Here is a 26867-nt window from a genome sequence, read left to right on the forward strand (position 1 = left end):
CCATCCGCTGCGGGGATCACCGCTTTGGCCAGCTCCACGATGGGCCCTCAAGCGCGCCGAGGCCCTTGATCCTGGTCTCGCCCATGTCCTTATAGAGTTCGTGCTCGTGTGCCGACCCGCTGGCCCGGAGTGCCGTGAGCAGGGCTTCGGAGTGCGTCACCACGATCACCTGGCTGTAGGCGCTGGCCTGGACAATCAGTCCGGCCAGCGCCGGCATCAGGTCAACGTGGAGACTGGTCTCCGGTTCATTGAGCACCATGAGTTCCGGAGGCCGGGGAGTCAGCAAAGCGGCAGTGAGCAGAAGGAAACGCAGGGTTCCGTCGGAGAGCTCCGCAGCTTTCATGGGCCGGAGCATTCCGGGCTGTTTCAGCTCCACACTGAACCTGCCGTCATTGACCGCAATCTCCAGCCGGCTTCCGGGAAAAGCATGGTGCACGGCGGCGTCCAGTTTCTGCTCGAAACCCACCTCGCGGAGGGTCTGGAGCGCGGCCGCGAGGTCCTTTCCGCTGTGGTGCAGCACAGGGGTGCGGGTCCCGATCTGGGCTTGGCGGGCCGGTGCGTCCGTGTCGGTCCGGAAATGATCATAGAAGCGCCATGAACGGACCGAGTCCCGTACCCGCAGTACCTCCGGTGCCCGGTCCTGGTCCGACACTTCCGTGAGCATGCTTTGGAAGGTATCCAGGCGGCGCGACAGCTCGGTCCATTGGCCCTCGGCGTCACGGAGCCTGGCCAGGCTTCCTTTACGGTCCACCAACAAGGAGCCAGGCCTGGCGACCGGCCCTGAGAATATCTGCTCCCGCTTGATTTCGGGATCGAGTCCGAACGCCGAAGGCCTCGGGCGGCCGGTTTCCTGGTCAAATCCGACGCCGCCGGGCACCGGCATGCCAAGATCCACCAGATAGCCGAATTCGTCCCCGGAATAGCCCAGTTTCAGGTTCACGGACTCCCGGCGGACAGTGCCTTGGACGGGAACTTCACCCCGGCGCATGGCGTCGCTGATGTTCTCCGGCCCTGCCCAGAGTGTCGATGACAAACCGCCATCCCTGGCCAGGGAGCCCACCACGTTTCCGGAGTCTCCCCCGGCGCATTCGGCCAACAACCGCAGGGCCCGGTACAGCGACGACTTGCCGCTGCCGTTGGCCCCGGTCACGACATCCAGGCCGTGAAGCTCGATGGCCAGATCCCGGATGGAGCGGTAGTTGGCGATGGCGAGTGTCTTGATCACGGGACGGTTTTCCTCCGGGGAAGTCGGATCACAGGGAAACCCGGGTCACAGCGAAATCCCGTCACAAGGGGAATTTGCCGGAAAGTTCCAAGGCACCGGCACACATCCACGCCGCCAGGCGATCCTCCGTGCTGGGCCCTCCATCCAGCGGACTCCTCAGTCTGGGCCGGCGAACCCAGCACCCCGCTTCTTCTGCGATCAACGCACCCGCGGCAAAGTCGTGTTCGTTCAAGCCACGCTCACCGTAGGCATCGAAGGTCCCGTCTGCCACCAGGCAAAGATCCAACGCCGCGGAGCCCAAGCGGCGCACATCCGCGAACCCCTCCATGAGCTCAGCCAGACCTGCCGACTGATCGGCCCTGGTCAGGGGATCGTAGCTGAAACCGGTGGCCAGGATCAGCCCTGTCCGGCCCGGCACGGGCCCCGACAAGGAGATGGTTTGCCCTCCGGTTTCCAGTTGCGCTCCCTGGCCCCGGGCTGCTGAGTACACGCGTCCCAAGGCAGGTGCGTGAACGACGCCGGCCAGCCATACGCCGTCGGAATCCGCCACGGCAACCGAGGTGGCGTAGTAGACAATGTTCCGGATGAAGTTGGTGGTCCCGTCCAGCGGGTCGATGGACCATCGGTAGCGGGAAGGCTCCGCGGGACGCGTGGTTCCGTGCTCCTCCCCCGTGATGGTGTCATCCGGCCGTTCGGACAGGATCGCCTCGCGGACCGCATTCTCCGCCGCCACGTCGAAGGCGGTGACCCAGTCGCCGGCCTCGCCCTTGTTGGTGGTCTCCAGGCCGTGGCCTGCCGTGCCGCTGACCGAGCGCCCGGCCAGCACGGCAGCCCCTGCGGCCGCGGCGCGCTTGGCAACGGCCAGTAACTCTGTGGTGTCCGTCATTCTGTTTCAGCCTCCGCCGCTGTGGCTTCAGGGTCTGCTTCGGCTTCGGGCTCTGCTTCGGTCTTGGCCGGTCCGTTGGCCAGCAGCTCACGGAATCCGTCCTCATCCAACACCGGAATACCCAGTTGCTCGGCCTTGTCCAGTTTGGTGCCGGCACTCTCGCCGGCCACCAGGTAGCTGGTGTTCTTGGAAACGGATCCGGAGGCCTTGCCGCCGCGGATAATGATGGCTTCCTTGGCCTCATCCCGGCTGAAATTGGGCAGGGTTCCGGTGACGACGACAGTGAGTCCCTCAAGGGTCCGCGGCATTGAGGTATCCCGCTCGTCCTCCATCCGCACTCCGGCTGCAGCCCAGCTGTCCACGATGTCGTTGTGCCAGTCCACAGCGAACCATTCCTTGAGTGCCGCCGCGATGGTAGGGCCTACGCCGTCAACATGGGCAATCTGCTCCTCAGTGGCGCTGCGGATGGCGTCCATGCTGCCAAAGGCGGTGGCCAGGGCCCGGGATGCCGTAGGACCTACGTGCCTGATGGACAGAGCCACCAGCACGCGCCACAGTGGCTGCTTCTTGGCCTTCTCCAGCTCAACGAAGAGCTTCTCCGTGGTGGCTGTGGGCTTCGACGGCGACTTGGCTGTTCCCTTGGTGTAGAAGTACGGAACGAGCTCGTATTCACCGGTTCCCACACCCTTGGAACGCTTTTCACGACGGATCTTCACGTCCGCCAGGGCTTCACGGGTCAGGCTGAACAAGCCGGCCTCGCTCGTCAGGGGCGGGGTCTCGGGCTCTGCCGGCTGGGTGAGTGCGATGGCGGCTTCCCATCCCAGGGCTTCGATGTCGAAAGCACCGCGGCCGGCCAGGTGGAACACGCGCTCACGGAGTTGGGAAGGGCAGGACTTGGCGTTGGGGCAACGGATGTCCACGTCGCTTTCCTTCGCTGGTGCCAACGGAGTGCCACAGGACGGGCACTCGGTGGGCATCACGAATTCGCGCACCGGAGGATCCTGCTTGTCGCGCAGTGCCAGCACGGGCCCCACGATTTCCGGAATGACATCGCCGGCTTTGCGGAGGATCACGATGTCGCCGATCATGACGCCCTTGGCTTTGACCACATCCTGGTTGTGCAGGGTGGCCATCCCCACTGTGGAGCCGGCCACTTTCACGGGTTCCATCAGTCCGAAAGGAGTCACGCGTCCTGTGCGCCCAACGTTGACCGCGATGTCCAGGAGCTTGGTGTGCACTTCCTCCGGCGGGTACTTGTACGCTGCGGCCCATCTGGGGACTCGGGAGGTGTACCCGAGGGCGCGCTGGGTGGCGAAGTCGTCGATCTTGACCACAATGCCGTCGATCTCATGCTGAAGGTCGTGACGGTGAGTTCCGTAATGGGCGATGAACTCCAGCACTTCCTCAAAGGAGCCGAGCACTTTGAGGTAGGGGCTGACCGGGAGACCCCACTGCTCCAGCAGCTTGTAGGTCCCGGACTGGCTCTTCGCTTCCAGACCTTCGCGCGCACCGATGCCGTGCACGTACATGCTCAGGGGTCGCTTGGCTGTCTCGGCCGGGTCCTTCTGGCGCAATGAACCGGCCGCGGCGTTGCGCGGATTGGCGAGGGGCGCCTTGCCCGCGGCCACCAGTGTCTCGTTGAACTCCACGAACGCCTTGGAGGGAATGAACACCTCACCACGGATCTCCACTTCCGAGGGGAATCCGGAGCCACTGAGTTCCCGCGGGATCTCCTTGATGGTGAGCACGTTATGGGTGATGTCTTCACCGGTAGTACCATCGCCACGTGTAGCGGCACGGACCAGTTTGCCGTCCCGGTACAGCAGGTTCACGGCGAGCCCGTCGATCTTCAACTCCGTCAGCCACGCAATGGGTGGAACGCTTTCCCCGAGTTTCGCCACGGAAGCCTCGGCCTTCCGGACCCAGGCCTCAAGCTCTTCCAAGGAGAAGACGTCATCCAAGCTGTACATGCGCTGCAGGTGTTCCACGGCAGCGAACGCCGAGGAGACTTCCCCGCCCACTTCCTGAGTGGGGGAATCATTGGTGACGAGTTCCGGGTGGAGAGCTTCGAGTTCCTCGAGGCGACGGTAGAGTTCGTCGAACTCCGCATCGGAAACCGTGGGCGAGTCCTCCTGGTAATACGCATACCGGTACTTGCGGACGAGGTCTGCCAATTGCTCATGCTCGTCCCGCAAGGACTCCGCGGGCGGTGTTCCCTCCCCCTCCACGGCAACAGCCGGGGAGTGGTCACCTGTGGTTTCTACCGGATTCGCAGTTTCTGGTGTGCTCACAGGTCTATCTTGCCGCAAGCCACCAACATTCAAGCCCAACGGCCTCCTAGCTGCGGTTTTCCGGCGGCATGGCAATCTGCAGCTTGCGGACCTTTCCTCGACCCACGATGTACCCGCGGCCCGGGATGAAATCCTTGCTGATGCGGCCCAGGGAAGTGTTCAGGAGCGTGTCCCCTTCCACGTCCCCCGGGTTGAGCAGGAGGCCCCTGCGTCCGGACTTGAATGGCTGCGCCAAAGACCAGGCTTGGGACCAGGTGGATGTTTCGGACTCGCCAACCACCCATTGGTCTGCCTTGATGGCAGCGGTGACCAGCCGGCCAACCCCGGATTCGGCCAATGTGTCCGTGAACTCGGTCAGGCCCTCAATGAAGATGGCCATGCTGCCCGGGTTGTCGGAAGCCTTGTCGACGAGGTCGTCGATGACGTCGGAGACCTCATCGGCTCCTACCAGCGACCGGCTCCAGATGTTCAACGATGCCACCGCCGAGCGGCGCGAGCCGATGTAGATAAGGTCGGTGCGTGGGTTGGAGCGCCGCAGGGCGTAGGCCAACGTGACCAGCGCGACCGTCCGGCCCGAGCCGGGAGGGCCTGCCAGCAGGAGCGAGCCCTTGGCGGCGATGGCCGCTGAACCCAGCGTTTCGTCGTCGACACCAATAACGGGGTTGTCCGGAGCGCCGATGGGCAGGATATCCAGATCAACAAGCTCCGGTAGGCGCTGGATCTGGGGTGCCTGCTCGAGGCCCTGGCGAACCATTGCCTGGCTCAGTTTGGACACTTCTCGGGCCTGCAGAGCCAGGTTCGAGTTGCCGCCCAACACGGCGAGCTGGACTTCGAGGCCGTCCAGCAGTCCGCGGCCCGGAGGTGAGGCAGCGTTCAGGACATCCTTGGGGACGTCCAAGGTCATGTAGTCGTCTTCAGAACTGAGCCGCAGCACCAGTCGTTTCTGGATGGAGGCAAGCAACGACGCCGGAACGGAATTGGTGCGGTCACCGCTGACGACGAGGTGGATGCCCAGGGGACGGCCATCGGTTGCCAGGGTCAGGAAGATATCCCACAGCGCGGAGAGGTTGCTGTACTCATAGCTTTCCCGGAAAGAGGACATACCGTCCACCAGGATGAAGATGCGCTTCTCCTCCGGCCGGTTCGCCAGTTGGCGGTATTCAACAATGGTGGAGGCCCTGACTTCGGCGAACCTCGCTGCCCGGTCGTCGGCTACTTCCTTGAGCCACCGCAAGAGGCGCCCTACACGCTCGACGTCGTCACCATTGATGATCTCGCCAACGTGGGGAAGGCCGTCGAGCATTTTCAGGCCCGAGGAGCCACAGTCTATCCCATAGACGTGTACCGGTCCGCCACGGGGAGTTACCGCTGCCGCAATCGCGATACCCCGCAACGCTGCCGACTTGCCGGATCCACCCGTACCGTAGACGGCCATGTTGCCGTCCTTGTCCGGTTCGTAGAACACGGTGGGCTGGTCCTGGTGCGCGGGGTCATCGGCAACGCCCAACAGAAGCCGCTCATCGGTGCGCGGGTTGGGGAGCTTGGAGAAATCGTAGGTTGTGGCGAGCTCGTTGAGCCACGGTTTCCGTGGCGGGGCAATGGACAGGACATCGGCTGCCCGGATGATGTTTCCCGTCATCCGCGCGATGTCGTTCGGGCCGGCAGGTTCTTCTTCCACCTGGGCTTCCAGCGGCGGCTCCCACACAGGTCCGGACCCGAAGGCCATCTCCACGATGTCGATCCTGGGACGCTGCGGTTTCTCGGTGGTCCAGCCACCGGCATATCCGGTCTGGAACCCCTGAATGCGCCCCGGTCCCGTCTTCGCGGCACCACGGCCGGGAATGGACGGATCAAAGTACGCGGCCGTGGGGACGCCCAGAATGTCCACGGCGTCCACTTCGTCAGCCATGCGCAGCGCGACACGGAGGTTGGTGTTGGCACGCAGGTTGTCCTTGATGACACCGGCGGGGCGCTGCGTAGCAAGGATGAGGTGCAGGCCCAGGGACCGTCCACGGGCCGCCACATCCACCACCCCGTCAACGAACTCGGGAACTTCGGTGGCGAGGGCCGCGAACTCATCGACAATGATGATCAGGTACGGCGGAGCCTCGGGATCGGCCTCGCGTTGCAGAGCCAGCAGGTCCTTGGCCTTCTTGCGGTTCAGGAGACGTTCCCGGTAATGCAGCTCGGCCCGCAAGGAAGTCAGTGCCCGGCGAACCAGGTGCGGGGACAAGTCCGTTACCAGGCCCACCGTGTGGGGCAGGTGCAGGCAGTCGGCGAAAGCCGCACCGCCCTTGTAGTCGACGAAGAGGAAGCTGACGCGGTCCGGGCTGTACGCGGCCGCCATGCCCATGACCCATGACTGCAGGAACTCGGACTTGCCGGCACCGGTGGTTCCACCCACCAGCGCGTGCGGGCCCTCGTTCTTCAGGTCCAGGTAGAACGGTTCCACGCCCTTGGATCCCACGAGGGCACGGAGGCTTCCGTTGTCCTTGCGGTTGGGAACGGCCGTGGCGTGCACTGAGTTGTTTTCCTGCCACCGCTCGGCGACGGCCTGCGGGTTGTCCATCAGCTCCTTGCCGATCAACGTGGCGTAGGAGACCGCACGCGGGAGGTCGGAGTCGTCCTCAAGCGGGTTGCCCACGTCCACCAGCGGCGACATCATGCGCGCCAGCTGCGTGGCGAGATCGGCGTCGAGGCTTTCACAGCTCACCGGGTAGGTGTGCCGGCCCAGGCGGACCTGGCCCGTAGTGGTGCCGTGGTCGCCGTCGACGGAGAGGAAGTCGCGGCACGCGGCCGGAAGGGCCTGCACATTTGCCGCCACCCACATGACGTGCACACCGTAGTCCGGACCCCGTTCAACCAGCCTGGTCAGGCGGCCGCGGTCCACGGGAGCGTCATCCTCCACGATCACCAGCACGGCGGGCACTACGGGAGACGGGATTTCCTGGTTCTCGTCCTTGAGGCCCGGACGCGGCTGGGGGCCCGGTTCCTTGGACAGGGACTCGCGCTCTTCCACGAGGTTTTCCAGGCGGGACAACAGGGCAGCGCCCGCGCCAGGGCCGGCCGCAAGGTGGTCACCCGAAAGGGGGCTGTGGCCTGAACCGACATGCGGGAGCCATTGCAACCAATCCCAGCGCTCACGCGAACGCGGCGACGTCAAAGCGGTCAGGACCACCTCGGCAGGCGAATGGAGGGCCACCAACTGGAGCACCATACCCCGGGCTACGTCATCAACCACACTGCGGTCCCCCGCAACGCCGAAGGAACCGGAAGTGCGCAGCTGTGACACGATCGGCACGCCCTCGATGACGCGCACCTGCTGCAGGCACTCCTGGATTTCGCGCATGTACTGCGGCTCTGTCTCGTTGGCGGCAGGCTCATCGAAGGGAATGCGCGAAGGCGCAGAGCCCAAACCGAAACGGACGCCCAGGAAGTGCTGGTGCTCGGGACGGTTGGTCCACAGCAAGGGCCCGAGCTTGTAGATCGCGTCCACGGTATCGCTCACAGAGGGCGCTTCCTGGAGCCGGACGGCGCGCTCAATGTTCTGTTGCTTGTCGATGTCCTCGCGGAATGCCAGCATGGCGGCCTTGAACTGCTTGTGGCCTTCCTTCGCCTGGCGCTTGCCCTGCATCTTGTGATCCACGTAGTGGCCCACAATGAACAGCGGCATCATCGCCATGAAGAGCACGGACAGGAGGTTCTGGGTTACCGCGAAGAGCACGCCGCCCATCAGCAGCGGGGCAACCAGCATGATGTACGGGAACGGCTGGTGTTCAGGCCGTTTCGGACCAGCTGGTGGAACCCGCTTGGGCGATTCAAACCGAGGCAGCACCCGCGGCGAGCGATTGAAATCCACCAGTGGCGACGACGGGCCGCCACCGTGGTTCCGGGAGAGGGAGACGACGCCCACCGTAGTGTCGCCCAGCGTCACGGTGTCCGATGAAGCGAGCGTGGCCCGCGTTACCGGCAGGCCGTCCATGAGGAGACCGTTGGCGGAGTTCGTGTCCACGATCTCCACCGTCTCGCCCACGGTGATGCGCGCATGGCGCTTGGAGGTGAGCGGGTCGGAGAGCCGGATGTCTGCGTCCCGGTCCCGGCCGATGTAGCTGGTGCCGAACGGCAGCGAAAATTCGCGTCCGACGTCGGGCCCTGACATGACACGCAACGTCGCCGCGGCTGGGCCCCTGTTGGTGCCGTGGCCGTTGGAGGCGAATTCCTCACTGACGTGCGCCAGCGAAACCTTGGAACCCGGGCGAAGGCCCGATTCCAGGAGGTTCTCCGTGGGCCTGAGGACATGACCGGACAAGCCACCGCCGACGAACGCTTCGTCCACGCTGATGGACAGGTTCGACGGCGGTTCGGTGCCCTTGCGTGCGGGGTCGGCAGCCCACAGCTCGGTGGCGATGTCGGCCACGGTGGCGCGGCCGTCCACGGTTACGGCGAGGTCCTTCGCTTCCGCAGGGTCACGCCGCAATGTCAGGCGGAACTTCATCCTTCGTCGACCTCGCTCATTTTCTCAAGAAGATGCAGGTCAGCCGGCGTCACCAGGTGGGACGTCACGGCATGCTCCACCAGGCGCGCCCGGCGGTTGGTGGCCAATTTGCCGGCTCCGCCGCGAAGACCCACGACGCCAACGCGGTCGAGCTTGTCGCACACATTGTCCAGCTTGCGGTTGAAACGGGTCAGGGCCCACCCCAGGCGTTTGGCGGCCTCAGCAGAAGACGGTATGGCGCTGAAACCGGTACCCTCCCGGCGAAGCATCGGCTCGGCGAGGGCCACGATGAGTGCTTTTTGTGAATCGGTGAAGACCACGGGGCCAATGGTGGTGTCCCCGGCTTGGTCTTCCTCGCGTGCCTCGTGCCGGAAAGACGGCGTCTTCAGGTGTACCGCAAACTCGTAGGTGGTGGGGCCCGCGGTGAAAATGACGTTGGTGTGGCTGAACACCAACGGGATCCTGGCACCCGGTGCCAGCCATGCCTGCATGCCTCCGGAGCCATCCGCGATCGTGGCCGACAGCATGCTGCCAACGTTGCTCAGCCACCAGATTCCGTCGTAACGGGCAATCTGCAGGAAGCGGCGATGCAGGTACGGGTTGTCGTCTACTTCCAGGTCACCTTCGCGGCCGATGTCAAAGACGTCCTCGTCGGATGGTTCGTACCATTCCCCACAGAAATCTATTGCTAGATCCCCCATGATCTGTGCCTCCTTGCTGGACAACGTGTTTCTGTCATGAGCCGTCTATTTCTCCACACAGGCAATGGACTCAGGGCCGCCCGGCGATGCCGAACCATCCGCCCGGACCATGATGACCTGGATGCAGAGGGGCCGCTCGGCGTGGCCCGTGATGATGGCGTAAAGTTCGGACGTCGATTCGTAGGTGCCCTCGGACTTCGCGGATTTGAGTCGCCACTTGAAAGTGTCCGTCACCTTCCAGTCAGGGCTGTCCCAGCGAAAAACCACCAAGGGCGTCGTTGAGGTGCCCCCGCTTTGGATCTCGTAAGTGATGTCCGTAACCTCGGGAACCCCACCATCGCCTATCGGGTCCGCCGGCGGCTTGCTGGCCGCCTCTGTGGGTGCCACCTTCGGCTGCGCCTGGGCGCCCAGCACCACTCCGACCACGATCGCCACAACCAGCACCGCCGCGCCCGTTGCAGCAAGCCACAAGTTTCGTTTGCTGTGGTCCGCAGCCGGCGCTTCATTGCCGGTGTCCTGGGATGCCTGCGACGCGGAGCGACTGACAGTATCGTCAACGATGTCCTGCCTGCCCGAGGGTTGCCAGCCGCGAAGGACGGTGGACTCCGAAGAATCGGGCTCGTCCAAGACCGGCTGGGCCGTGTGGAATCGCGGCGGCGCTGTCTGTTGGGCAGCAGCTGCTGCCTGCTGGGCAGAGCCTTGGGACAGGGTCGGCCGTGCTGCCGGTTGCGGGGCTGTTTGCGGCGGGTTGTTCCCGGGAACAGTCGAAGGAAAAGTTCGGGCAGGGAAGGTCGGTGCAGAGCCTGTCGTGGCTGTGCCCGACGCGTCCGGGTCGATCGACGCGATGCTCCGGACCCGGGTTTCCTCGAAGTTGTCATCCGGGTGCTGCTCATCGCCGTGACCTGGTTCTTCGAGCACTTCGAAGGGCGTCACGGACAGGTTCAGCTCGGTCTGGATCCGCTGCAACGCCAAAGCGAAGGCGTGCGCTGAGGAGTAGCGGGAGCCTGGGGACTTCGCCATGGCGGTGGCCAGCACCAATTCCAACGATTCCGGAACGTCGGCGCGGCCCAGCCTGGGAAGGGGCGCGTTGGTGATGCGCGAGATCAGTTCCCGCTGCGAGTTGTCCTGTCCCGGAAGCACGAAGGGTGACCGGCCCGCCAGCAACGTGTAGAGCGTAGCCCCGAGAGCCCAGATGTCCACGGGAACGCCCTCCACGGCACCACCACGGAACTGCTCGGGCGGCGACCATGGAATGGACATGCCGGCGTCGTCCTCGGCATCGGCACCGATGGTGCCTGAGATGCCGAAGTCCGTGAGGGCCGGACGGTTGTAGTCGGTGACCAGGATGTTGGCCGGCTTGATGTCACGGTGCACGATTCCGGCCCGGTGGGCGGTCTCGACGGCGGACGCCACCTGGATGCCGACGGCAAGTACCTCGTCGACGCTGAAGCGCTGCCTACGGTAGCGCACGTCAAGGCTGGGCCGGGAGCAGTACTCCATGGCCAGATACGAGTGGCCGCTCTCAGTGATCTCCGCTTCGAAAATCGTCACGATGTACGGGTGCGAGGACAGCTGCGCCATCAGGTTGGCCTCGGACTCGAAGCGGCGCCGCGCCCCTTCCGTCTTGAGGTCTGACAGCAGCACCTTGACCGCTACCTTCCGGCGCGGCCGGTCCTGCTCGTAAAGGTAAACATCGGAAAAGCCACCGGAGCCAAGCAAGCTGATGTACTTGAACCCCGGGATGGGTGGAGGCGGCGCGGGGGGCCTCTTGGAACTCAAAGAATCTCCTCGAAACGCAATGAAATGTCGTCGCCGAGTTCGGCGATATCGCCATCCAGCAGGATGGCCATCTCGTTTTGGGCAAGCCTTCGGGGCGCTTGGCCCTCGCGGATAAGCACGGTGCCGTTGGTCGCCTTCAGGTCGCACAGCATCACGTGCCAGCCTTCCAGCCGGACCTCGACGTGGGAGCGTGAGATGTCCCCGCCGGGGCTCTCCACCTGGACCAGCCGTGGCATGGTGCCGCCCTGGACGCGCGAAACCGAGGGTTGGCGGCCGATGATGAGCGACTGATCGAGGTCGATCAGTTCCCCGGTGGAAAGCCGCATGCGTCCCAGACGGGGGCGCGGAACGTGAACAGCATCGCCGGAAACCGGCACGCCGCATACCGAGCACAGCGGGTAGGTGGGCGGGTTGGCATGTCCTTGGGAGCAGACCCTCGCCAAGACGCTGGGACCGTTGACAGCCGGCGTCCCGCCGGGTGCGGCTGCAGTTTCCCCGTCATCGGCCGCGGGCAGGCTGCTTTTCATGATTGTCTGACCGTCGTGGTCCGAGTCCTCGTCCACCGGGCCGCTGGTAGGGGCGGGTGTCCAGGCTGCAGGCACCTGTGGGGCGGGAGCAGCCACCGGCGCCGACGTAGCGCTGCGCAGCCACGGCACCGAATCAATCAGTCCACCTGCCGGCGCTGCGGCGGCGGACTGACCGGCCACCGGCGCAGTTGCCTGCACTGGCGGGATAACCAACGGTTGAGGTGAAAGCGGTTCAGGTGAAAGCGGTTCGGGGCCAGCCGGGTCCGGGACGGTTCCTTCCGGCTCCGACGGCGGTTGCGGAGCCGACGGCGGTTGCGGGCCAAGTGCCTGGCCCGCAGGAGTGTCGTGGTCATCAGAGTCGCTCTGCAGACGGACTGCGGCGTCTTCGATGGTGCGCATCACCGTCTTGTCCCACAAATGGTCATAGTTCGTGGTGTTCTCCAGCGAGGGACCCACGGGATCAGTCGTGCTGGTGTGGACCGGGACTTCCGAATCGTCCACGGCTCCGTCTTCGCCGGACCGGTCCGGAGCGGGGAGTTCTTCATCGCCGGAACGGACTTCAGCTTCTTTGGCTTCAGCAGCAATGTACCCCGCAGGCTCTTCCTGTCCAGCGGGCTCCCCCACTTCAGGCTCCCCCACTGCGAGCCCGGCCTGCTCCGTGTCTTCCTGTCCGCTGTCCCCGTCCTCGACGGCCTTCGTTTCAGGTGCGGCCGGGACAGGGCCCTCGATGGCGTGGGCTTGGCCTGGTGCAATCGTCAGCCCGAGGTCGGCTTCCTGGTAGCCGACCATGGTTTCGTCGGAAACAGACGCGACGTGCGCGTTCGGCATCACGGAGGTTTCGGGCGCCATATTTTGTTCAGGAGCTGTGTCCTGTTCCGGCGCTATGTCGCTTTCCGGCGCTGTGTCTTGTTCCGTCACCATGGGCGCTTCCGGCACGGGATCCGCCGCTGAAGGGGCCGAACCGGCGGCTTCCAGGGAAGCCAACAGCACCACGCCGTCCTTGACGGGGAGGGAATCCAAAAGCGGGCGGTCCATCCCGGCGGCAGCCGGCGCACCGATGTAGACGTTGAAGGAGGACACACCGACAATGCGGCGCTCCGTCCAGGTGGTGACGTCACGGCCTGTGAGATGTTCCTGGCGTCCGTCCAGATGCACTGCCAATTCGAGGTCGCCACGGAGGAACACCCGCAGCGCGTCCTTGGAATCAATGATGCCGAACGGCGGGATACGGCTAAGCGAGACACCAAAAGCCCCGGTGACTTCGTTCAGTACTTCATGGGCCTCGGGTGAGGATTCCAGCAGCTCCCAGACGGTGTCGATCAAGGCATGGGGTGTTTCCGGCCCAAGAAGGACAACGGTTCCATTGCGAACAACACCAAACCATTCACCCTGCTGGTACCGCGTGTGGGAGAGGAGATTACTGCTTGCCATCGCTGCCTTCCTCTTGGTCGTTTTGCCCGGTGCCGTTTACCCAGGCCTTGGGAAGGGTGTCCTCCTCCACCTCGGACCCGACTTCCGGGCGGGGCGCCGTAATGGCGATACCGGCGTCGTTCAGAACGTTCTTGGCGTCAACCACAATCACTGTGACGTTGTCCCGTCCACCGCTCCGCAGTGCAGCCTGGATGAGCGCGTCAACCGCGTCCTGGGGGTGGGCGACGGTGCTGAGGATGCGGAACATGTGGTCATCGCTGAGTTCGCCGTTGAGTCCGTCCGAGCAGACCATGATCCGGTCGCCCTCCTGGATGGGCAGCAACCAGAAGTCGGCCTCCGTCTCATCGCCGGTTCCCAGCGCGCGCGTCACAACGTGCCGGCGGGGATGAACGGCCGCCTGCTCGGACGTGATATCGCCCGAGTCCACAAGCTCCTGGACTTCCGAGTGGTCCACGCTGATCTGGGCGAATTCGCCCTGGCTGAGCCTGTAGGTCCGGGAATCACCGATATTCATGACCAGCCAGTACGGAAGGCCCATCTGCTCCACCACAACCACACCCGAAAGCGTGGTGCCGGCGCGGGCACCCGTGGCGTCGCGGATGGCGGCGTCGGCCTTCAACAGGCAAGCCTGCAGATCCGCCGCTGACGCCGTGCGGACCCCGGAAGCCAACTCGGGAGCGCTGCCCAGGGTGCGCACGCACATGCCACTGGCTATCTCGCCTGCCTCGTGCCCGCCCATTCCGTCCGCGACGGCGAAAACCGGGTCCGCGGCGATGAACGAATCCTCATTCAGCTCGCGACGAAGTCCGCGGTCGGTTCCGTATCCGTAGCTAAGACGGAATGAGGTACCGCCTGCGGCTGGGCCGGCGTCGGCGTTGGCGGGAGTGGCCGGCTGTGAATTCATGCTTGTCCTAGGTGGAAGGAGCGGTCCCCGAAGTGGACTGTGGAACCGGGGCGGACGAAGACAGCTTCGCCCGGTTGGAGCCTGGTTTGGATGCCGTCGGGGGTGGTGACGGCACTGCCGTTGGTTGAATTGCGGTCCGTTACCCACACGCCGTCGCCGTCCACCCGGAGATGAAGATGGGTTTTGGAGATGGACCTGCCGGGATCGGACACCGGCAGGAGCTGCTCAACGTTTTCCCCGGGCTGGGCAGCGGGATTGCGGCCCAGCAGGACAGTTCCGCCGAGCTGGACATCCTGGCCGTCATCCACCCGTATCCGCAGGACTGCCTGGGCGCGGGCTGTGCCGGGACGCATCTGGGTGCGTTCGACGTCGTCGTCGGGGTGGGCGGCCGCAGCCGGCTGCGGAACGACCGGAGCCGCATGGGACGCGGCGGCCTGCTGGGGGGCAAGCTGCACCTGTGGCGTGACAGGAACCTGGCGAGGCGGGGTCGGTGGACGCCACTGGTTGGGATCATGCGAGGGCTGCACGGCCGGTGCAACGGACGACGCCGGAGCGGCCTGGGCGGTCGGGGTCACCGGCGCGGTCGCCTGGGTTGGGTGAGCCTGCGCCGGGGCCGGGGCCCGCCCGGACGGCACGGGGGAAGCAACCGGTTGGACCGGGGGAAGGTCCATGGGAGCGAAGCTGTAGGGACCTTGGATGCCGCCCGAGATTACCGGATTCCGGCCGGCGTTGACATCGAACACCAAGGACTTTGCCGCTTTGTCATGCCAGCCGCGCAACTTGCCGTTTTTGTCCCAGGCGTTGGAGACCACCACCAGGATGGCCCATACAACACCGAGCACCATCAGCGGGAGCGCGATCCACGCGACAAGCCCCAGCAGGCCGAGGGCCGACAGGATGACTGCAGCCAAGGACCCCACAACGAGAAGGCCACCAGTCACGATGCCGCGAACGAAAACCGCCCCAGCACCCGGTGCGTAGCCGTCCGCGTCGGCGCTGCGGATGCCCATGAGCTGGTTGCCGATGGTGTTGCCCGACTTTGCCTCCACCCCCAGCAGAACGAACGTGTAGATCACGGTGACTGCGAGGCCGATGCTGCCAAGAAGAACCAGCAGGCCGGTGTCGTAGACAATAAAGCCATTCCGGCGCGTCTGGGTGATGCCGGCGATGCCGATGGCAAATGTCGTGGCCAGGACGGCGACGGGACCCAACCAGTCCAAGGCTGCCGCGCCCATCCGTTTCCCGGCGGAAGCGGGTACGAGGTCGAGCTTGGTGGTCATGGTGGTCCCTCCCCCTGGCCCCTGCAGTCTGTCCGGTTCGGCACTTGTCCCCGGAAGCACCGGCGATACTGGCGCCGACACTACGGAGATACTACCGGGATCGGCCACGCCCTGCCGGGCGGCGGACTCCAGGGCCGCCCTTTGGGCATGGTTGATGTTGCCTTCTTTACGGGCGCCCCGGTTGTTCAGCGGCGATCCGCATTGGTTGCAGAACGCCGCCCCCGGACGGACAGCGTGACGGCAGGCCGGGCACAGTTCAACGTCACTGCTCATCAGTGGTGTCCTTCGTGAATGGCAGTTTCAAACGCCGCCCGCCGGGATTGGAAGGGTCTTGTTTCCGACGGCGGAGGGCCGCCCTGCCGTCGGACAACAACGAGCGCGGAGAGAACCGTGCCTGCTGCCGCTTCCAGAATCCGACGCTTCCAGTGATATCGGTCAGGGACGAGTCGACGATCTCCCAGTACTCCTTGACCTCCGACTCGCTCGGCTGGCCGGCACCGAACACCGCGGCGTCGGCGCGGTGCGCAAGCACGGTAGTGGTGTTGCCGGCTGTGGGGAAAGCGTCCGCAATCACCGAGGCAGACTCGCGCCTGGTGGATTTGGTGTCGATCGATGCACCCATGTCGGTGACAAGGCTCAATACCTCGCTCCATCCTGCGCCAACCCGCTGGGCCGGGTGGCCATCACGGAAACGTGCCTTTCGGCGTCGAGACTTCAACAGGAGGATCAACAGCAGCGGGATAGCCAGGATCCCCAAAGGAATCAGGGCAACACCGATCGCAGCCAGGAGTGGTCCCCAGAACAACCAGGGGTTGTTCTTCTTCTCGTCCGCGTCCAGGGCGTCGGGAGTGGAGTCCGGCGGCAGGTCCGCGGGCTCCTGCGGCGGCGGTGGCGGCTGCAGTACCTGGGGCTTCGGCTTTGACTTGTTCTGCGGATCCGGCGGGATGGGCACGTTGTCCTTGGGCGGTGTGGGATCGAAGGAGACCCAGCCAACTCGGTCAAAGGCCACCTCTACCCAGGCGTGGACATCCTTGCCCGTGATCTTGACATCGCCGGCGCCGTTTTCGGGGCTCTTGGGATCCGGGTAGAAACCCATTACAACGCGCGAAGGAATGCCCAAATGGCGGAGCATGAGGGACATGGATACTGCGTACTGCTCGTCATCGCCCAGCATCTGCTTGGCGGAGAGCATGTTGCGGATGCGGGCCGCGCTGTGGCCCGGAAGGCTGGGCAGCTGCCCCTCTGCCACCAGGCCGTTGCTGAAGGCACCACTCTTCTGGAAGTGGGCCTCGATCTGCCGGACACGGTCGATCGCTGTGGGTGCATCCGCGGACAATTCGTTGGCCTGCGAGGCAACGATCGGGGGAACTTCCTCAGCGTCGGGCAACGTGAGCTTCGCAAAGTCGTACTGGGTGAGCTGTCCATGCTCCAAAGTGCCGGGATCGGAAACCTGGACCGTGTAATTCTCGCCCTTGCCCAGTCCCTTGGTGGTCACCGCAGTATCAGTGCCCGCATTGAAGTAGAGCCCCGATGCCGCACCGGAGGTGTCCGCGAAGCTCATCCCGGTGGTGTGGCGGCCGCCAGGGACAAAGAAACCCTGGTAGTCCTCCACCGTGATGTCCAGAGTGTAGTTGGTGCCTTCCACCGGGCTCCCGGAATCAGCCAGCGTGTTCAGCGACTTGGCGTCGCCAACTTTGCTGAAGTTGCCGGAACTGTTCGGATCCATGGTGTAGTTCAGGCCGTTGAACGCATCCAGCGCTGCCAGCCGTACACGGGCGTCCTTGGGCAAGCCCTTCACCGTGAAGAGCGTGGTGTCCTTTTCGTCCTTGACGAAGCTCCGGAAGCTCGCCAGTGGAGTGATGTAATCACGGGGGTCGAACGGCGGGACGATCGTGTTCCGCAGCACCTTGCGGTCGTCGCTGGCGGTCACCAGGGGGGATGCGATGGCCGTTACGCCCACGGCCACGGCGATGACCGCGGCTGCAGTCCCCAAGCGGCGGAGCTGGCCGCGGCGGGCCGCACCGGCGTCGGAATCCGGCCTGTTGGCTGAGACGGTCCGGGTGCTGCGCTGGCGGAGCACGTCCCGGCGGAACGTCGCCCAGACGATCGAAACTATGGTCAAGGACACGCCGCGCTCCACGTTCAGGAAGCCCGAGCTGGTGCTGAAGGCGATGCCCGTGACGAACAGGACCAGAACCGGCAGCAACGGCCAGTATGGGCTTTTCAGCCGCCAGGTCAACAGCCCTGCCGCCAGGGCCATGAGCAGCGAGCTCAGGAACGGCACGATCAACGTGCCGTTGGCTGTTCCGACCGGAACGCCGACCGTGAGCATGTCCTTCCACGAGAACACAATGCCCAACAGGAGCGTTCGCAGGGAATCGAAGCTTGGCAGGAAACCGAGAACCGCGGAATCCGGCACGGCAAGCGCAGAACCGAACACCATGTAGGCGCCAAAGGCCAAAGCTGTTGTGATGAGGAGACCGAGCCGGAGATGGGCATTCAGGACGGCAATGCCGAGCCCGAGGATCACCCCGCCCAAACCAGCGACGAGGAAGCGTGCGTCCCCACCGAAGCTCAGCGTGAAGCCAAGAACGCCGAGGAACAGCAGCACTGTCAGGGCGCCGCAGTCCACGAAGAAGTGCCACAATGGCCGGTCGTCGGCAAAGACAGATCCGCCGGCAGCGCGTTTCCTGGCCCGGGCACCGGACTTCGCGGACTTGTCCGCACGCGGACGGATGCGGAGGTTGGGCGCGGTGCTCATGCTGCCGCCTTTCGAAGGACAATGGCGAGATCGTCCAGGTCGCCTACAGTGAGGACCGTCAAGTCCGCGATGTTGGCCCTCGACGGCGCGGCGCCGGGTTGGACGCGGACGGCAAGGCTGCGGACTCCCGGTGGAACGGACGCTGAGGCCGAACGCAATTGCGTGGCCGTGACATGGCTGCCGACCACGAAGAACACCACGGAAGCATTCGGGACGGTATCCGAGAGGGTCCGGGCAAGATCGACGGCGGTCTTCCGCATGGGTGCCCCGACAATCCTGGTCATGTCGTCCAGGAGGTTGCGGCCGGTTTCGCAGCGGAGCGGCCCCTTCTGGGTCAGGACGTCCAGGTCCCGCTGTTCACTGATGGCTTGGCGGCCGATGGAGGCCGCCACCGAAATGGCCATTTCGAATTCCGCTTCGGTGTCGTACTCGTCGGTGTTGATGGACAGGGAAATGGCCAGGTGTGCCCGGCGCGTCTCCTCGAACTGGCGGACCATGAGTTTGTTGGTGCGGGCCGTGGTCTTCCAGTGGATGTGTCTCCGGTCATCGCCCGGCACATAGTCGCGCAGGGCATGGAAGGAGACGTCGGCGCTGGAAAGTTCCGTGGTGGGCATGCCTTCGAGGTCGCGGATGAACCCGGCAGCGGAACCCCCGAGCGCCACAGTCCTCGGGTGCACGAACAGATCAACCGGTTCGGTCCAGAGCACGCGGCGGCGCAGCAGGTGGAGAGGGTCGGCGCGAACGGAGCGCACCGGTCCGACCACGATCACCGCACGGCGGGCCGTGGGAATGGTGAAGAGATCCTCGTGGACCTGGGCCGGCTTCATCCGCGGCAGGTGGAAGACGGCCGTGTTGGCTCCCACGGGAAGTTCCAGCGCGGCAGGCAGCAACGGGCGTGTGGAGACATTGGAAACGGCAATGCTCCCCACGGCGTCGTCACCCACCGCGACACGGGTGCGGGCAAGGTCCAGGACCACGCCGTACGCCGAGCGGCCCACAATGAAGCCAACGGCCAGCACGAAGAGCAGGAAGGCCACCAAGGCCGCGGACTTGGCTTCCTGCCAGCCCCAGGACTGGCCTGCCCACCAGAGCCCGATCGCCGCTGCGAGCACCACCCAGCCGAGCAGGCTGACAACGGAGAGTGCCGGCCAGACAAAGCGCAGCCATAGGGAACGGACTTTCTCCCAGGCCGGCGCGAGGAACTCCCCTGCCGTGCCAGCAGCCTCGGCCCACACAGCGGCGGGGTGCAGTTTCCTGGTTTTTCCGGACGTGCTTCGGCTGCCAGGGCGGTTGCCCGCTTCTTTGCCGGAGCCACGCAGGGAGCGCATCGTGCCGCCAACTGCTGACGTGGCGCGCTTAAGCGAATCAGCAGCCCTGGTCAGGGGTTTGCTGGAGGACATGTAGGGGCCTTTGTTCGAACGGTGCGAGAAGGGAACTGCGCTGGCTTAGGCGGTGGCGCGTTGCTGCGGGGCGGCCACTTCGGCGAGGACGCGCGTGAGCACGACGTCCGGCGTGGCGCCAGAGAACTCTGCCTCAGGATCCATCACCAAACGGTGCGTCCACACCACTGGAGCGAGCTCCTTGATGTCGTCCGGAAGCACAAAGTTCCGGCCCTGTCCCGCTGCCCATACCTTGGCCGCACGGACCATGGCCAGGGCTCCACGCACCGAAACGCCGAGGCGGGTTTCGGAGGCGTTACGGGTCTCCTCGCACAGCCGGGAAATGTACTCAAGCACTGCGGTATCCACGTGCGTGGTGGCGGCGAGATCCGCCATGTCGGCCACGGCCTGCGTCGTGATCAACGGCGTCAGATCCTTCGACCGGTCCTTCAGGTTGGCCCCGCCCAGCAGCCGGACGGTGGAGGCGTGGTCCGGGTAGCCAATGGAGGTCTTGATAAGGAAGCGGTCCAGCTGGGCTTCCGGAAGCCGGTAGGTACCAGCTTGCTCGATGGGGTTCTGGGTGGCCAGGACCATGAACGGGCGGCCTGCCTCGTAGGTGGTGCCATCCACGGTCACCCGGGACTCCTCCATGACTTCCAGCAGCGCAGACTGCGTCTTCGGGGAAGCACGGTTGATTTCGTCGGCGAGAACGATGTTGTTGAAGACCGGTCCCTTGTGGAACTCGAACTTCTGCGTCTTCTGGTCGTAGATGGTCACACCCGTGACATCAGAGGGCAGGAGGTCGGGGGTGAACTGGATGCGGTTGTGTGAACCCTGCACCGTGGCAGCCAAAGCACGGGCCAGGGAGGTCTTGCCCGTGCCGGGTGCATCTTCAAAGAGGACATGCCCCTCAGCCAGCATCGCAGTGAACGTCAGCCGGATGACGTGTTCCTTGCCCAGGACGGCTTGGCCCACGTTGGCAACGAGCTTCTCGAACGTTTCTGCAAACCACGCGGCCTGCTCGTTTGTCATGGTCATCGGTTGATCCTGTTCCTTGTGTTGGGGTGTTGGGATGAAGTTGTTGTTGGTGCCGACCGGCCGGACGTGGCTAGCAACCGCCGGGCTTGGTTCCGCGCAGATCCACGGTGGTGGACTTCACGAACCAGCCGGGGTGGCTGCCCTGGGTGACGCGGTACCAGGGAGTGCCGTTGTTGTAGATGTCCTTGGTGCAGTTGACGTTCAACCACCCTTCGGAGTTGGAGACCCAGCCAACGCCGCAGCTCGGGCCGCTCGGGTTGTAGGTATCGGCCTGTCCGGGCTTACCGGGGCACGTGTTGTTGTGGGCCCTGATCTCGCCTGCCGGAGGCTGCGGGGGCGGCGGCGCATCGCCACTGCGCGAGGTGTCGCTGCCAACCCGTCCTGCCTGTCCACCGCTGACGGCGCGGACCTGCAACGTGTGCGTTTCGCTGAATCCGACAGTCTTGGAGAAGCTCCGCTGGGACGTATCCTGCCAGGCACCGCCGTCGAGGCTGTACTGGTAGCCGGTAACCGGCCGGCCGTTGCCATTGGGGGCGTTCCAGGTCCAGGACACTGTCTTGTCCCCCACGCCGCTGCTCTTGCTGCCGGTAACGGTCGGAGCGTAGGCAAGGCCGTAAGGATTCACAGTGTTCGACGCCGGGCTGCGATCACCGGGCGTCGGGTTACGGGTCGAGATCGCCCAAACCACCACGGCGGTGTCTGTACCGTTGGGTGCTGCCACCACGCCGCCGCCGGCGGGAATGGCACCGCTGCCGCCGCCTGAGGTCAGCGCATATCGGTAACTGATCTCGTTGGCGTTGGCACCGTTGCGTTCGGACGCGGAGAGCGGGTTGAACGCGACGCGGATCTTGCCGCCGTCGGCGTTGGTTTCCACCAGGGCCGCCGACGGCGCGCCCACCATTCCGGGCTTGCCTGCAGCACGGATGGCATTGGACTGCTGGCTCACGCCACTGACGCCTGCCTTGTTCGTGGCCGAGACAGTGAACGAATAGTCGGCTTCGGAGTTGTCAACGGTCACGTTCTGGGACGTCGCTGCTACAGCCTGCGAACCCACGACGGCGCCACCACGGTACGTGGTCAAGGTGTAGCTGGACACGGCGTCGCCGTTGTTGTTCGGCGCCGCCCAGCTGACCTGCAACTGGCTCTGGCTGCCGACCGATCCTGCGCCGGCCACCGACGGAGCGGCAGGTGTCGCGGGGACACCTGCCGGGGTCTCCGCAGCAGAGTAGGTACTCCACTCGGAAGGCTCCTTGGCGTCGTTGCGGGCCAGGACCCGGACCTTGTAGGCCACGCCGTTGGTCAGGCCCGTCCAGACGTGGCTGTTGCCCGTCAGGTTCTGGATCTGGGGATTCTGTCCTGCCGGGGCCGGGGAAATCTCAAGGTCGTACGACTTGATGGGCGAACCCTTGCTGCCGGGGGGAACCCATGCAACCGACAATTGCTTGTCGCCGAACTTCAGCGTTGGAGCAACCGGCGTGTCCGGTTTCACGTCCGGCCGGACCTCGGCCGAGACCGGGGATCGTTCGGATTCGTTGATGGCGTTCGTGGCAGTGACCGCAAAGTGGTATTTCACGTTGTTGGTCAGGCCGGTCAAGGTGCACGTGTTGGCCGGGCAATCCTGTTTGAAGCCGTTCTCGCCATAGACCGTGTATTTGGTGATGGGTGAGCCGCGGTCTGCAGGGGCGTTCCACGTGAGCAACGCTGTCTGGTCACCGACGCTTTGAGCCAAGGGTGTGGTGGGCGCCGCTGGTTTGTCCTTGACGGTCAAGCGGATACGCGCTGTGGCGTAGCGGGAAATTTCGCCCGTCTTGTCCTGCACCGTGTAGGCAACCACCATGGTCCCTGTGAAGCCGCCGGCAGGCGTCACGGTCACACTGTCGCCGCTGGCCTCGGCAGTTCCCTGCCCCGTCTCCGTGACCGCCGAGACTATCTTCAGCGGGGTGTCCGGGAACGGATTCGAATCATTGGCCAGCACGTTCACGGTGACAGGCTTCCCGGACTGTGCATCCGGTTCAGCGTCATCGTTGGCAACAGGCTTGGGACGGTTGGACGCCGAGAGCGCGAGCTTGTAGGTAGCAACAGCTTCCAGGCCACGGGGGTCCTTGGCCTTCACCTGGACAGTGCCGGACTGCCCGATCTGCACGGAGTCATCCGCGGAGACCTTCAGGGTTTTGCCGTCCACCGACACCTTGAAGCCACTCGTGGCAGAACCAGTGAGCTCGTACTTCATGTTCTGGACATCGTCGGAGTCAGGATCCGATGTTAGCTTCCCAAGATCCAGGCTTGCGGAATCACCCTTGGGAACTTCCACATCGCTGCCCAGGAGGACAGGCGGGTTGTTCTTGTTGGGATCAGGCAGGACCTTGGTGCGGATGCTCAGGGTGGACTTCAAGCCATTGGGGTCATCCGGCCCGGTTCCGTCTGTAACTTCGAAGCTGATGGAGCCAGGACCCACGTATTCGGCTCCAGCAGTGTATTTCAGGCCGGTACCACCGTTGGCCACGGGATCAGCGCCGTCGGCGCCGATGAGCTTGATGCGGTCAGTCTGCGTCAGCCGTGGCGAGCGGCCCTCACGGACCTTCACCCATTCGGCCAGGTCAACGGTCACCGACTGGCCCGAAACGAGTTCAATGACCTCGTCCTTGGCGAGCGTCGGAACCTGCTGGCCGATGCCGGGAACCCAGATGATGGCCGTGGATTTCTGTCCGTCCACGTCCTCCACGGTGTAGGGCACCAACTGCGGCTGCTCGGTGAGTTCGACGATCACATTGCCCTCGGGACCCGGGCGCGCGGTTGTCACGTCGGTGCTGATCTTCAGGTTCTCCCCCACGCCGTCGGGGTCTTCGTCGTTCTTCAGGACCGGAACATCCACGGCGGTCTTGCCCAGTGTCTGTGCAGACGTCACCCGGTCATCGCGGGCGATCGGTGCCTGGAGCGGGATGTCGTTCTTCACCACCACGCGGATGCTGGCTTGTCCCACTGCGTCACGGTCATCGGCCACGGAGTAGCGGACGTTGACGGTGCCTTCAGCGGCGGGCGCGGTAACCAGTATGCGGCCGCTGGTCTTGCTGACATGGGCGTCGAGGCCCGCATCGGCTTCAATGCTGTCCGTGAGGATACGGATGATGTCACCGTCGGGATCGGTGTCGTTGGCAGTGGCATCAACGGCGATCTGCCGACCGGGGCGAACCTTGACCTCGTCATCGACGGGAGCCGGTTTCTGGTTGTTCTCCCCCCGGGGCGCGACGCCGACCGTGACAGTTCCGGTGTTGACCGCACCCTGCCGGTCAATCACTTTGTACCGGAACGTGTCCGTTCCTGCACCGTCACCAGCGGCGACGAAATCGATGAAGCTGCTTCCCGCCGTCGCGGTTCCCATGGTGGGTGTGCTGTCGATGCCGGTGAGCTGCACCGAGTCGCCGTCGGGATCGATGCCGTCCAGCGGGACCGGGATCCGGACGCTGCCTCCGGCCACGACGCGAGCGGTCAGGTTCTGCGGCTGCGGCCGCGAGTTCTGGGTGCCTTCCAGGGGAAGGATGTGGATGGTTACCGCGGCAGCACTCTTCTGGCCCTGCGGGTCCACTGCGTTATAGATGGCGCGCACCGTTTTCGGCGTGGGTCCGGCGATGAAGCGCAGGGTCTTCTCGGAAATGAAGGCCTTGCCGTCTTCTTCGGGAATGCCCTGGGCCAGGACGGGGTCCACGGAGAGCTCTTCGCCCTGCGGGTGCGTGTCGTTGTCCAGGACTGGAATGGTGACGACGTCGTTCACCCGCACGTTCACTTCGTCCGGTTTCGGTTGGGGAGCTTCGACGACGGCCGGAGCCGGCACCGGGACGACGCCCACCGTTCCGGTCGCTGAGGTGCGTCCGTTGGACATGGTGTAGCTGAAGACGAAGGGGTCCTTGGCACCGAGGACATCGGTGACACGCAGGACACTGTGGTCAATGACGCTGACCGAGGCGGACGAGCCGTCTGGGACCGTCACTGACTGCAGGACCAGTACTCCCCCGGAAGGATCGGAGTCGTTGGCCAAGGGGTCCACCAGGACGCTGCCTCCAACGGGAAGCAAGGCAACGTCATGGACGGCAACGGGAGCTCCTGCGTCCTTGCCGGACTCGACATCGACGCGGATGAGGCCCTGGCTGCTCTGCGGCCCGTTGCTGGCGATGTAAGTCAGGTAGATCGGACCCGGCGTGGTGCTCCGGAAGGTGAAAGTGCCGCCGTCGGTCACCGGTCCCAGCTCAGCGGGTCCGGCAGCCTCAACGTGGGCAACGCGCAAAGCGCCGCCGTTGGGATCGACGTCGTTCTTCAACGGCGCAATGACCAGGTCTTGCCCCACAACGGCTGTCACGTGGTCGGCGTTGACCACGGGTGCCAGCGCGCCCGGGGGCTGTACGTTGACGACGATACGGCCCGTGGTGGTGGCCCTGCCATCCCACACGGTGATGGTGACGTTCTTCTTGCCCGGTGCTGCGCCGGAATCCTGGTAGGTGAGCAGGCCATCGCGGCGAACCTTCACCTGGTCCTGGTCGTTGTCCGTCTTGGCATCGAGCAGGACGAGGTCGTCACCGTCGGGATCCATCCAATCGGTGAGGATGTTCTGGCTGACGGATTTTCCCTGCTCCACGAGCATGGTGGTGGGCTCGCCCCGCTTGAAGAAGGGAGGCTTGTTCTCTTCGGGAGCCACCACATGGAGGGTGACCTTGCCACCGGCCGACAAACTCCGTCCGTCTGCGGCGTTGTAGTCGAAGACTTCCGTTCCCGGTTTGGCATCCGCGGGAACTTTGATCTGGAAAGCGGAGCCCCCGTAGATGTTTTCCAGCGTCCCCATCTTGGGGCCGTTGGGACCCACCGAAGCGGTGAGGACGTCGCCGTCGGGGTCTGAATCGTTGTCCAGCACGCTCAAAATGGAGGTCCGGCCCGGCCTGACGCCGAATTCGTCCGGCTTGGTCTCCGGCGGTCGGTTTGGCTTGGTGCGGTCCGGGAGGACGTTGATGGTGTTGTTGTCCGCGGACTCCTGGTCCTGGTCATCGGACTGGTTCTTGGGCGGGACAACGTCGTCCCAGTTGTTGACCAGCTGCATGTTCTGGTTGACCAGCCATACGCTGCCGGAGTTCACGTCGTTAAGCACCACGAGGTCGCGGTTAACGCGGAACACATAGCTCGGGGAAGCGCTGGCTTTGGGGACGTCGTTCTTCTTGTCGTCGGCGTCGTTCTCGCAGTCGCGGACGTACTTGTTGGCGCCGGACCAGGCGGCGTGGACGCACTTGCTGACCTGGACCGGGGCAGCCGGAACTCCCTCGCCGTCGGCGTTGACTGTTGCGGCCGTGGATCCGTCCAGGGGCTGTTTCAGGAGGGCTTTGCGGGTCGCGATGGCGACGTAGCTGCTCTCCCCGCTGGTCTGCTGGAGTTTGGCTTCGCGGGCATCCTGGAGTTGGAGCTTGCGGCCACCGGGAAGGAAAAGGTTTCCGGAGGCGGCATCGAGGACAACAGGTTTGTCTCCCACCACCGAGATTTGAAGATCGCCTGCGCCCTTGAGCTCGTCCACCTTGGTGACTTCGGAGTTGGTCCGCTGGCCGTCCGCGTCCACGGTGATGGCCGTGATCTCGCCCTTGCCGGGGTCTGCGGTGTAGATGCGGTTATCCGCGCCGACTGCGGAGACGATGCCTTGATCGCCGGTCAGGACGGGTTCGGTGCCTTCCTCGTCGAAGCCGTTGACCGTGGACGGAGAAAGTGCCCACACCTTGCCACGGGCAGGATCGGTCACGGACAGGACCGTGGAACCATAGCTGACTTGCGACGACGACGGCAGCTGCTTATCGCCGCCAAGCTTCAGGTTGGCGGCGGACACCTGGTTGATGGTGGAACCGGATTCGTCATCGACGAAGACGTTGCCGTCGTGCTGCAGGACGTCGAACGTGGTGGTGGCAGGCGTTACGGCACCATCGAGGACGCGGGACGGGTAGTTCAGCCGCCCCACAGCGTTCTTGGTTTTGCTCACAACCCACACGCCGCCGTCGTTCAAGTCCACCTCGGTGGTCTTGAAGCCCGGGTACAGAACAGCACCCGCGACCAGCAAAGCCCCTGCTGCAGTGGCAGCGGTGCCCGCTATGAATTTCTTGTTTTGACGCTTTTTCAGCCCCAGCTTGCCGAAGAAAGTTGTCACAGCC

At 64.6% G+C, this 26867-nt stretch carries 13 protein-coding genes; all 13 read right to left on the minus strand.

What is annotated here, in order from left to right:
- Positions 1–16: 16 nt before the first annotated feature.
- Entirely contained in the window at positions 17–1225 is a 1209-nt protein-coding gene (locus tag PV760_RS03035) for an AAA family ATPase (protein WP_018777416.1), read from the minus strand.
- A 61-nt stretch (positions 1226–1286) separates the two neighbouring features.
- Entirely contained in the window at positions 1287–2111 is an 825-nt protein-coding gene (locus tag PV760_RS03040; protein WP_018777415.1) for an inositol monophosphatase family protein, read from the minus strand.
- Positions 2108–4402, minus strand: a complete 2295-nt coding sequence (ligA, locus tag PV760_RS03045; RefSeq protein WP_039240420.1) for an NAD-dependent DNA ligase LigA — start codon at positions 4400–4402, stop codon at positions 2108–2110. Before ligA ends, PV760_RS03040 begins: the two co-directional genes overlap by 4 nt.
- Positions 4403–4448: 46 nt before the next feature.
- Positions 4449–8897 (minus strand): type VII secretion EssC family protein, encoded by a 4449-nt coding sequence (locus tag PV760_RS03050; protein WP_354627115.1) that lies wholly within the window; start codon positions 8895–8897, stop codon positions 4449–4451.
- Entirely contained in the window at positions 8894–9598 is a 705-nt protein-coding gene (locus PV760_RS03055) for a hypothetical protein (protein ID WP_018777412.1), read from the minus strand. The genes PV760_RS03050 and PV760_RS03055 overlap by 4 nt, the downstream gene beginning before the upstream one ends.
- A gap of 45 nt (positions 9599–9643) precedes the next feature.
- Positions 9644–11377: a serine/threonine-protein kinase gene (locus PV760_RS03060; protein WP_018777411.1), complete on the minus strand. Its 1734-nt coding sequence runs from the start codon at positions 11375–11377 to the stop codon at positions 9644–9646.
- Positions 11374–13335, minus strand: coding sequence for an FHA domain-containing protein (locus PV760_RS03065; RefSeq protein WP_354627116.1), 1962 nt, complete (start codon positions 13333–13335; stop codon positions 11374–11376). Before PV760_RS03065 ends, PV760_RS03060 begins: the two co-directional genes overlap by 4 nt.
- Positions 13322–14239 carry a PP2C family protein-serine/threonine phosphatase gene (locus PV760_RS03070; RefSeq protein ID WP_055975011.1) on the minus strand — a complete coding sequence of 306 codons (918 nt, stop codon included), beginning with the start codon at positions 14237–14239 and terminating at the stop codon, positions 13322–13324. The genes PV760_RS03065 and PV760_RS03070 overlap by 14 nt, the downstream gene beginning before the upstream one ends.
- The gene (locus PV760_RS03075) at positions 14236–15792 is read right to left on the minus strand and encodes an RDD family protein (RefSeq protein WP_018777408.1); all 1557 of its coding nucleotides are present in this window, start codon (positions 15790–15792) and stop codon (positions 14236–14238) included. The genes PV760_RS03070 and PV760_RS03075 overlap by 4 nt, the downstream gene beginning before the upstream one ends.
- Complete coding sequence (locus PV760_RS03080) at positions 15782–18280, minus strand: transglutaminase-like domain-containing protein (protein ID WP_354627117.1); 2499 nt, start codon at positions 18278–18280, stop codon at positions 15782–15784. The genes PV760_RS03075 and PV760_RS03080 overlap by 11 nt, the downstream gene beginning before the upstream one ends.
- Entirely contained in the window at positions 18277–19680 is a 1404-nt protein-coding gene (locus tag PV760_RS03085) for a DUF58 domain-containing protein (protein WP_110504501.1), read from the minus strand. Before PV760_RS03085 ends, PV760_RS03080 begins: the two co-directional genes overlap by 4 nt.
- 45 nt (positions 19681–19725) lie before the next feature.
- Entirely contained in the window at positions 19726–20697 is a 972-nt protein-coding gene (locus PV760_RS03090; RefSeq protein ID WP_018777405.1) for an AAA family ATPase, read from the minus strand.
- 70 nt (positions 20698–20767) lie between these two features.
- Positions 20768–26863, minus strand: a complete 6096-nt coding sequence (locus PV760_RS03095; RefSeq protein WP_354627118.1) for an Ig-like domain-containing protein — start codon at positions 26861–26863, stop codon at positions 20768–20770.
- Between the last annotated feature and the right edge of the window lie 4 nt (positions 26864–26867).

Origin of the sequence: Paenarthrobacter sp. CC6 (assembly GCF_040560085.1) — a bacterium.
GTDB classification, from domain to species: domain Bacteria; phylum Actinomycetota; class Actinomycetes; order Actinomycetales; family Micrococcaceae; genus Arthrobacter; species Arthrobacter nicotinovorans.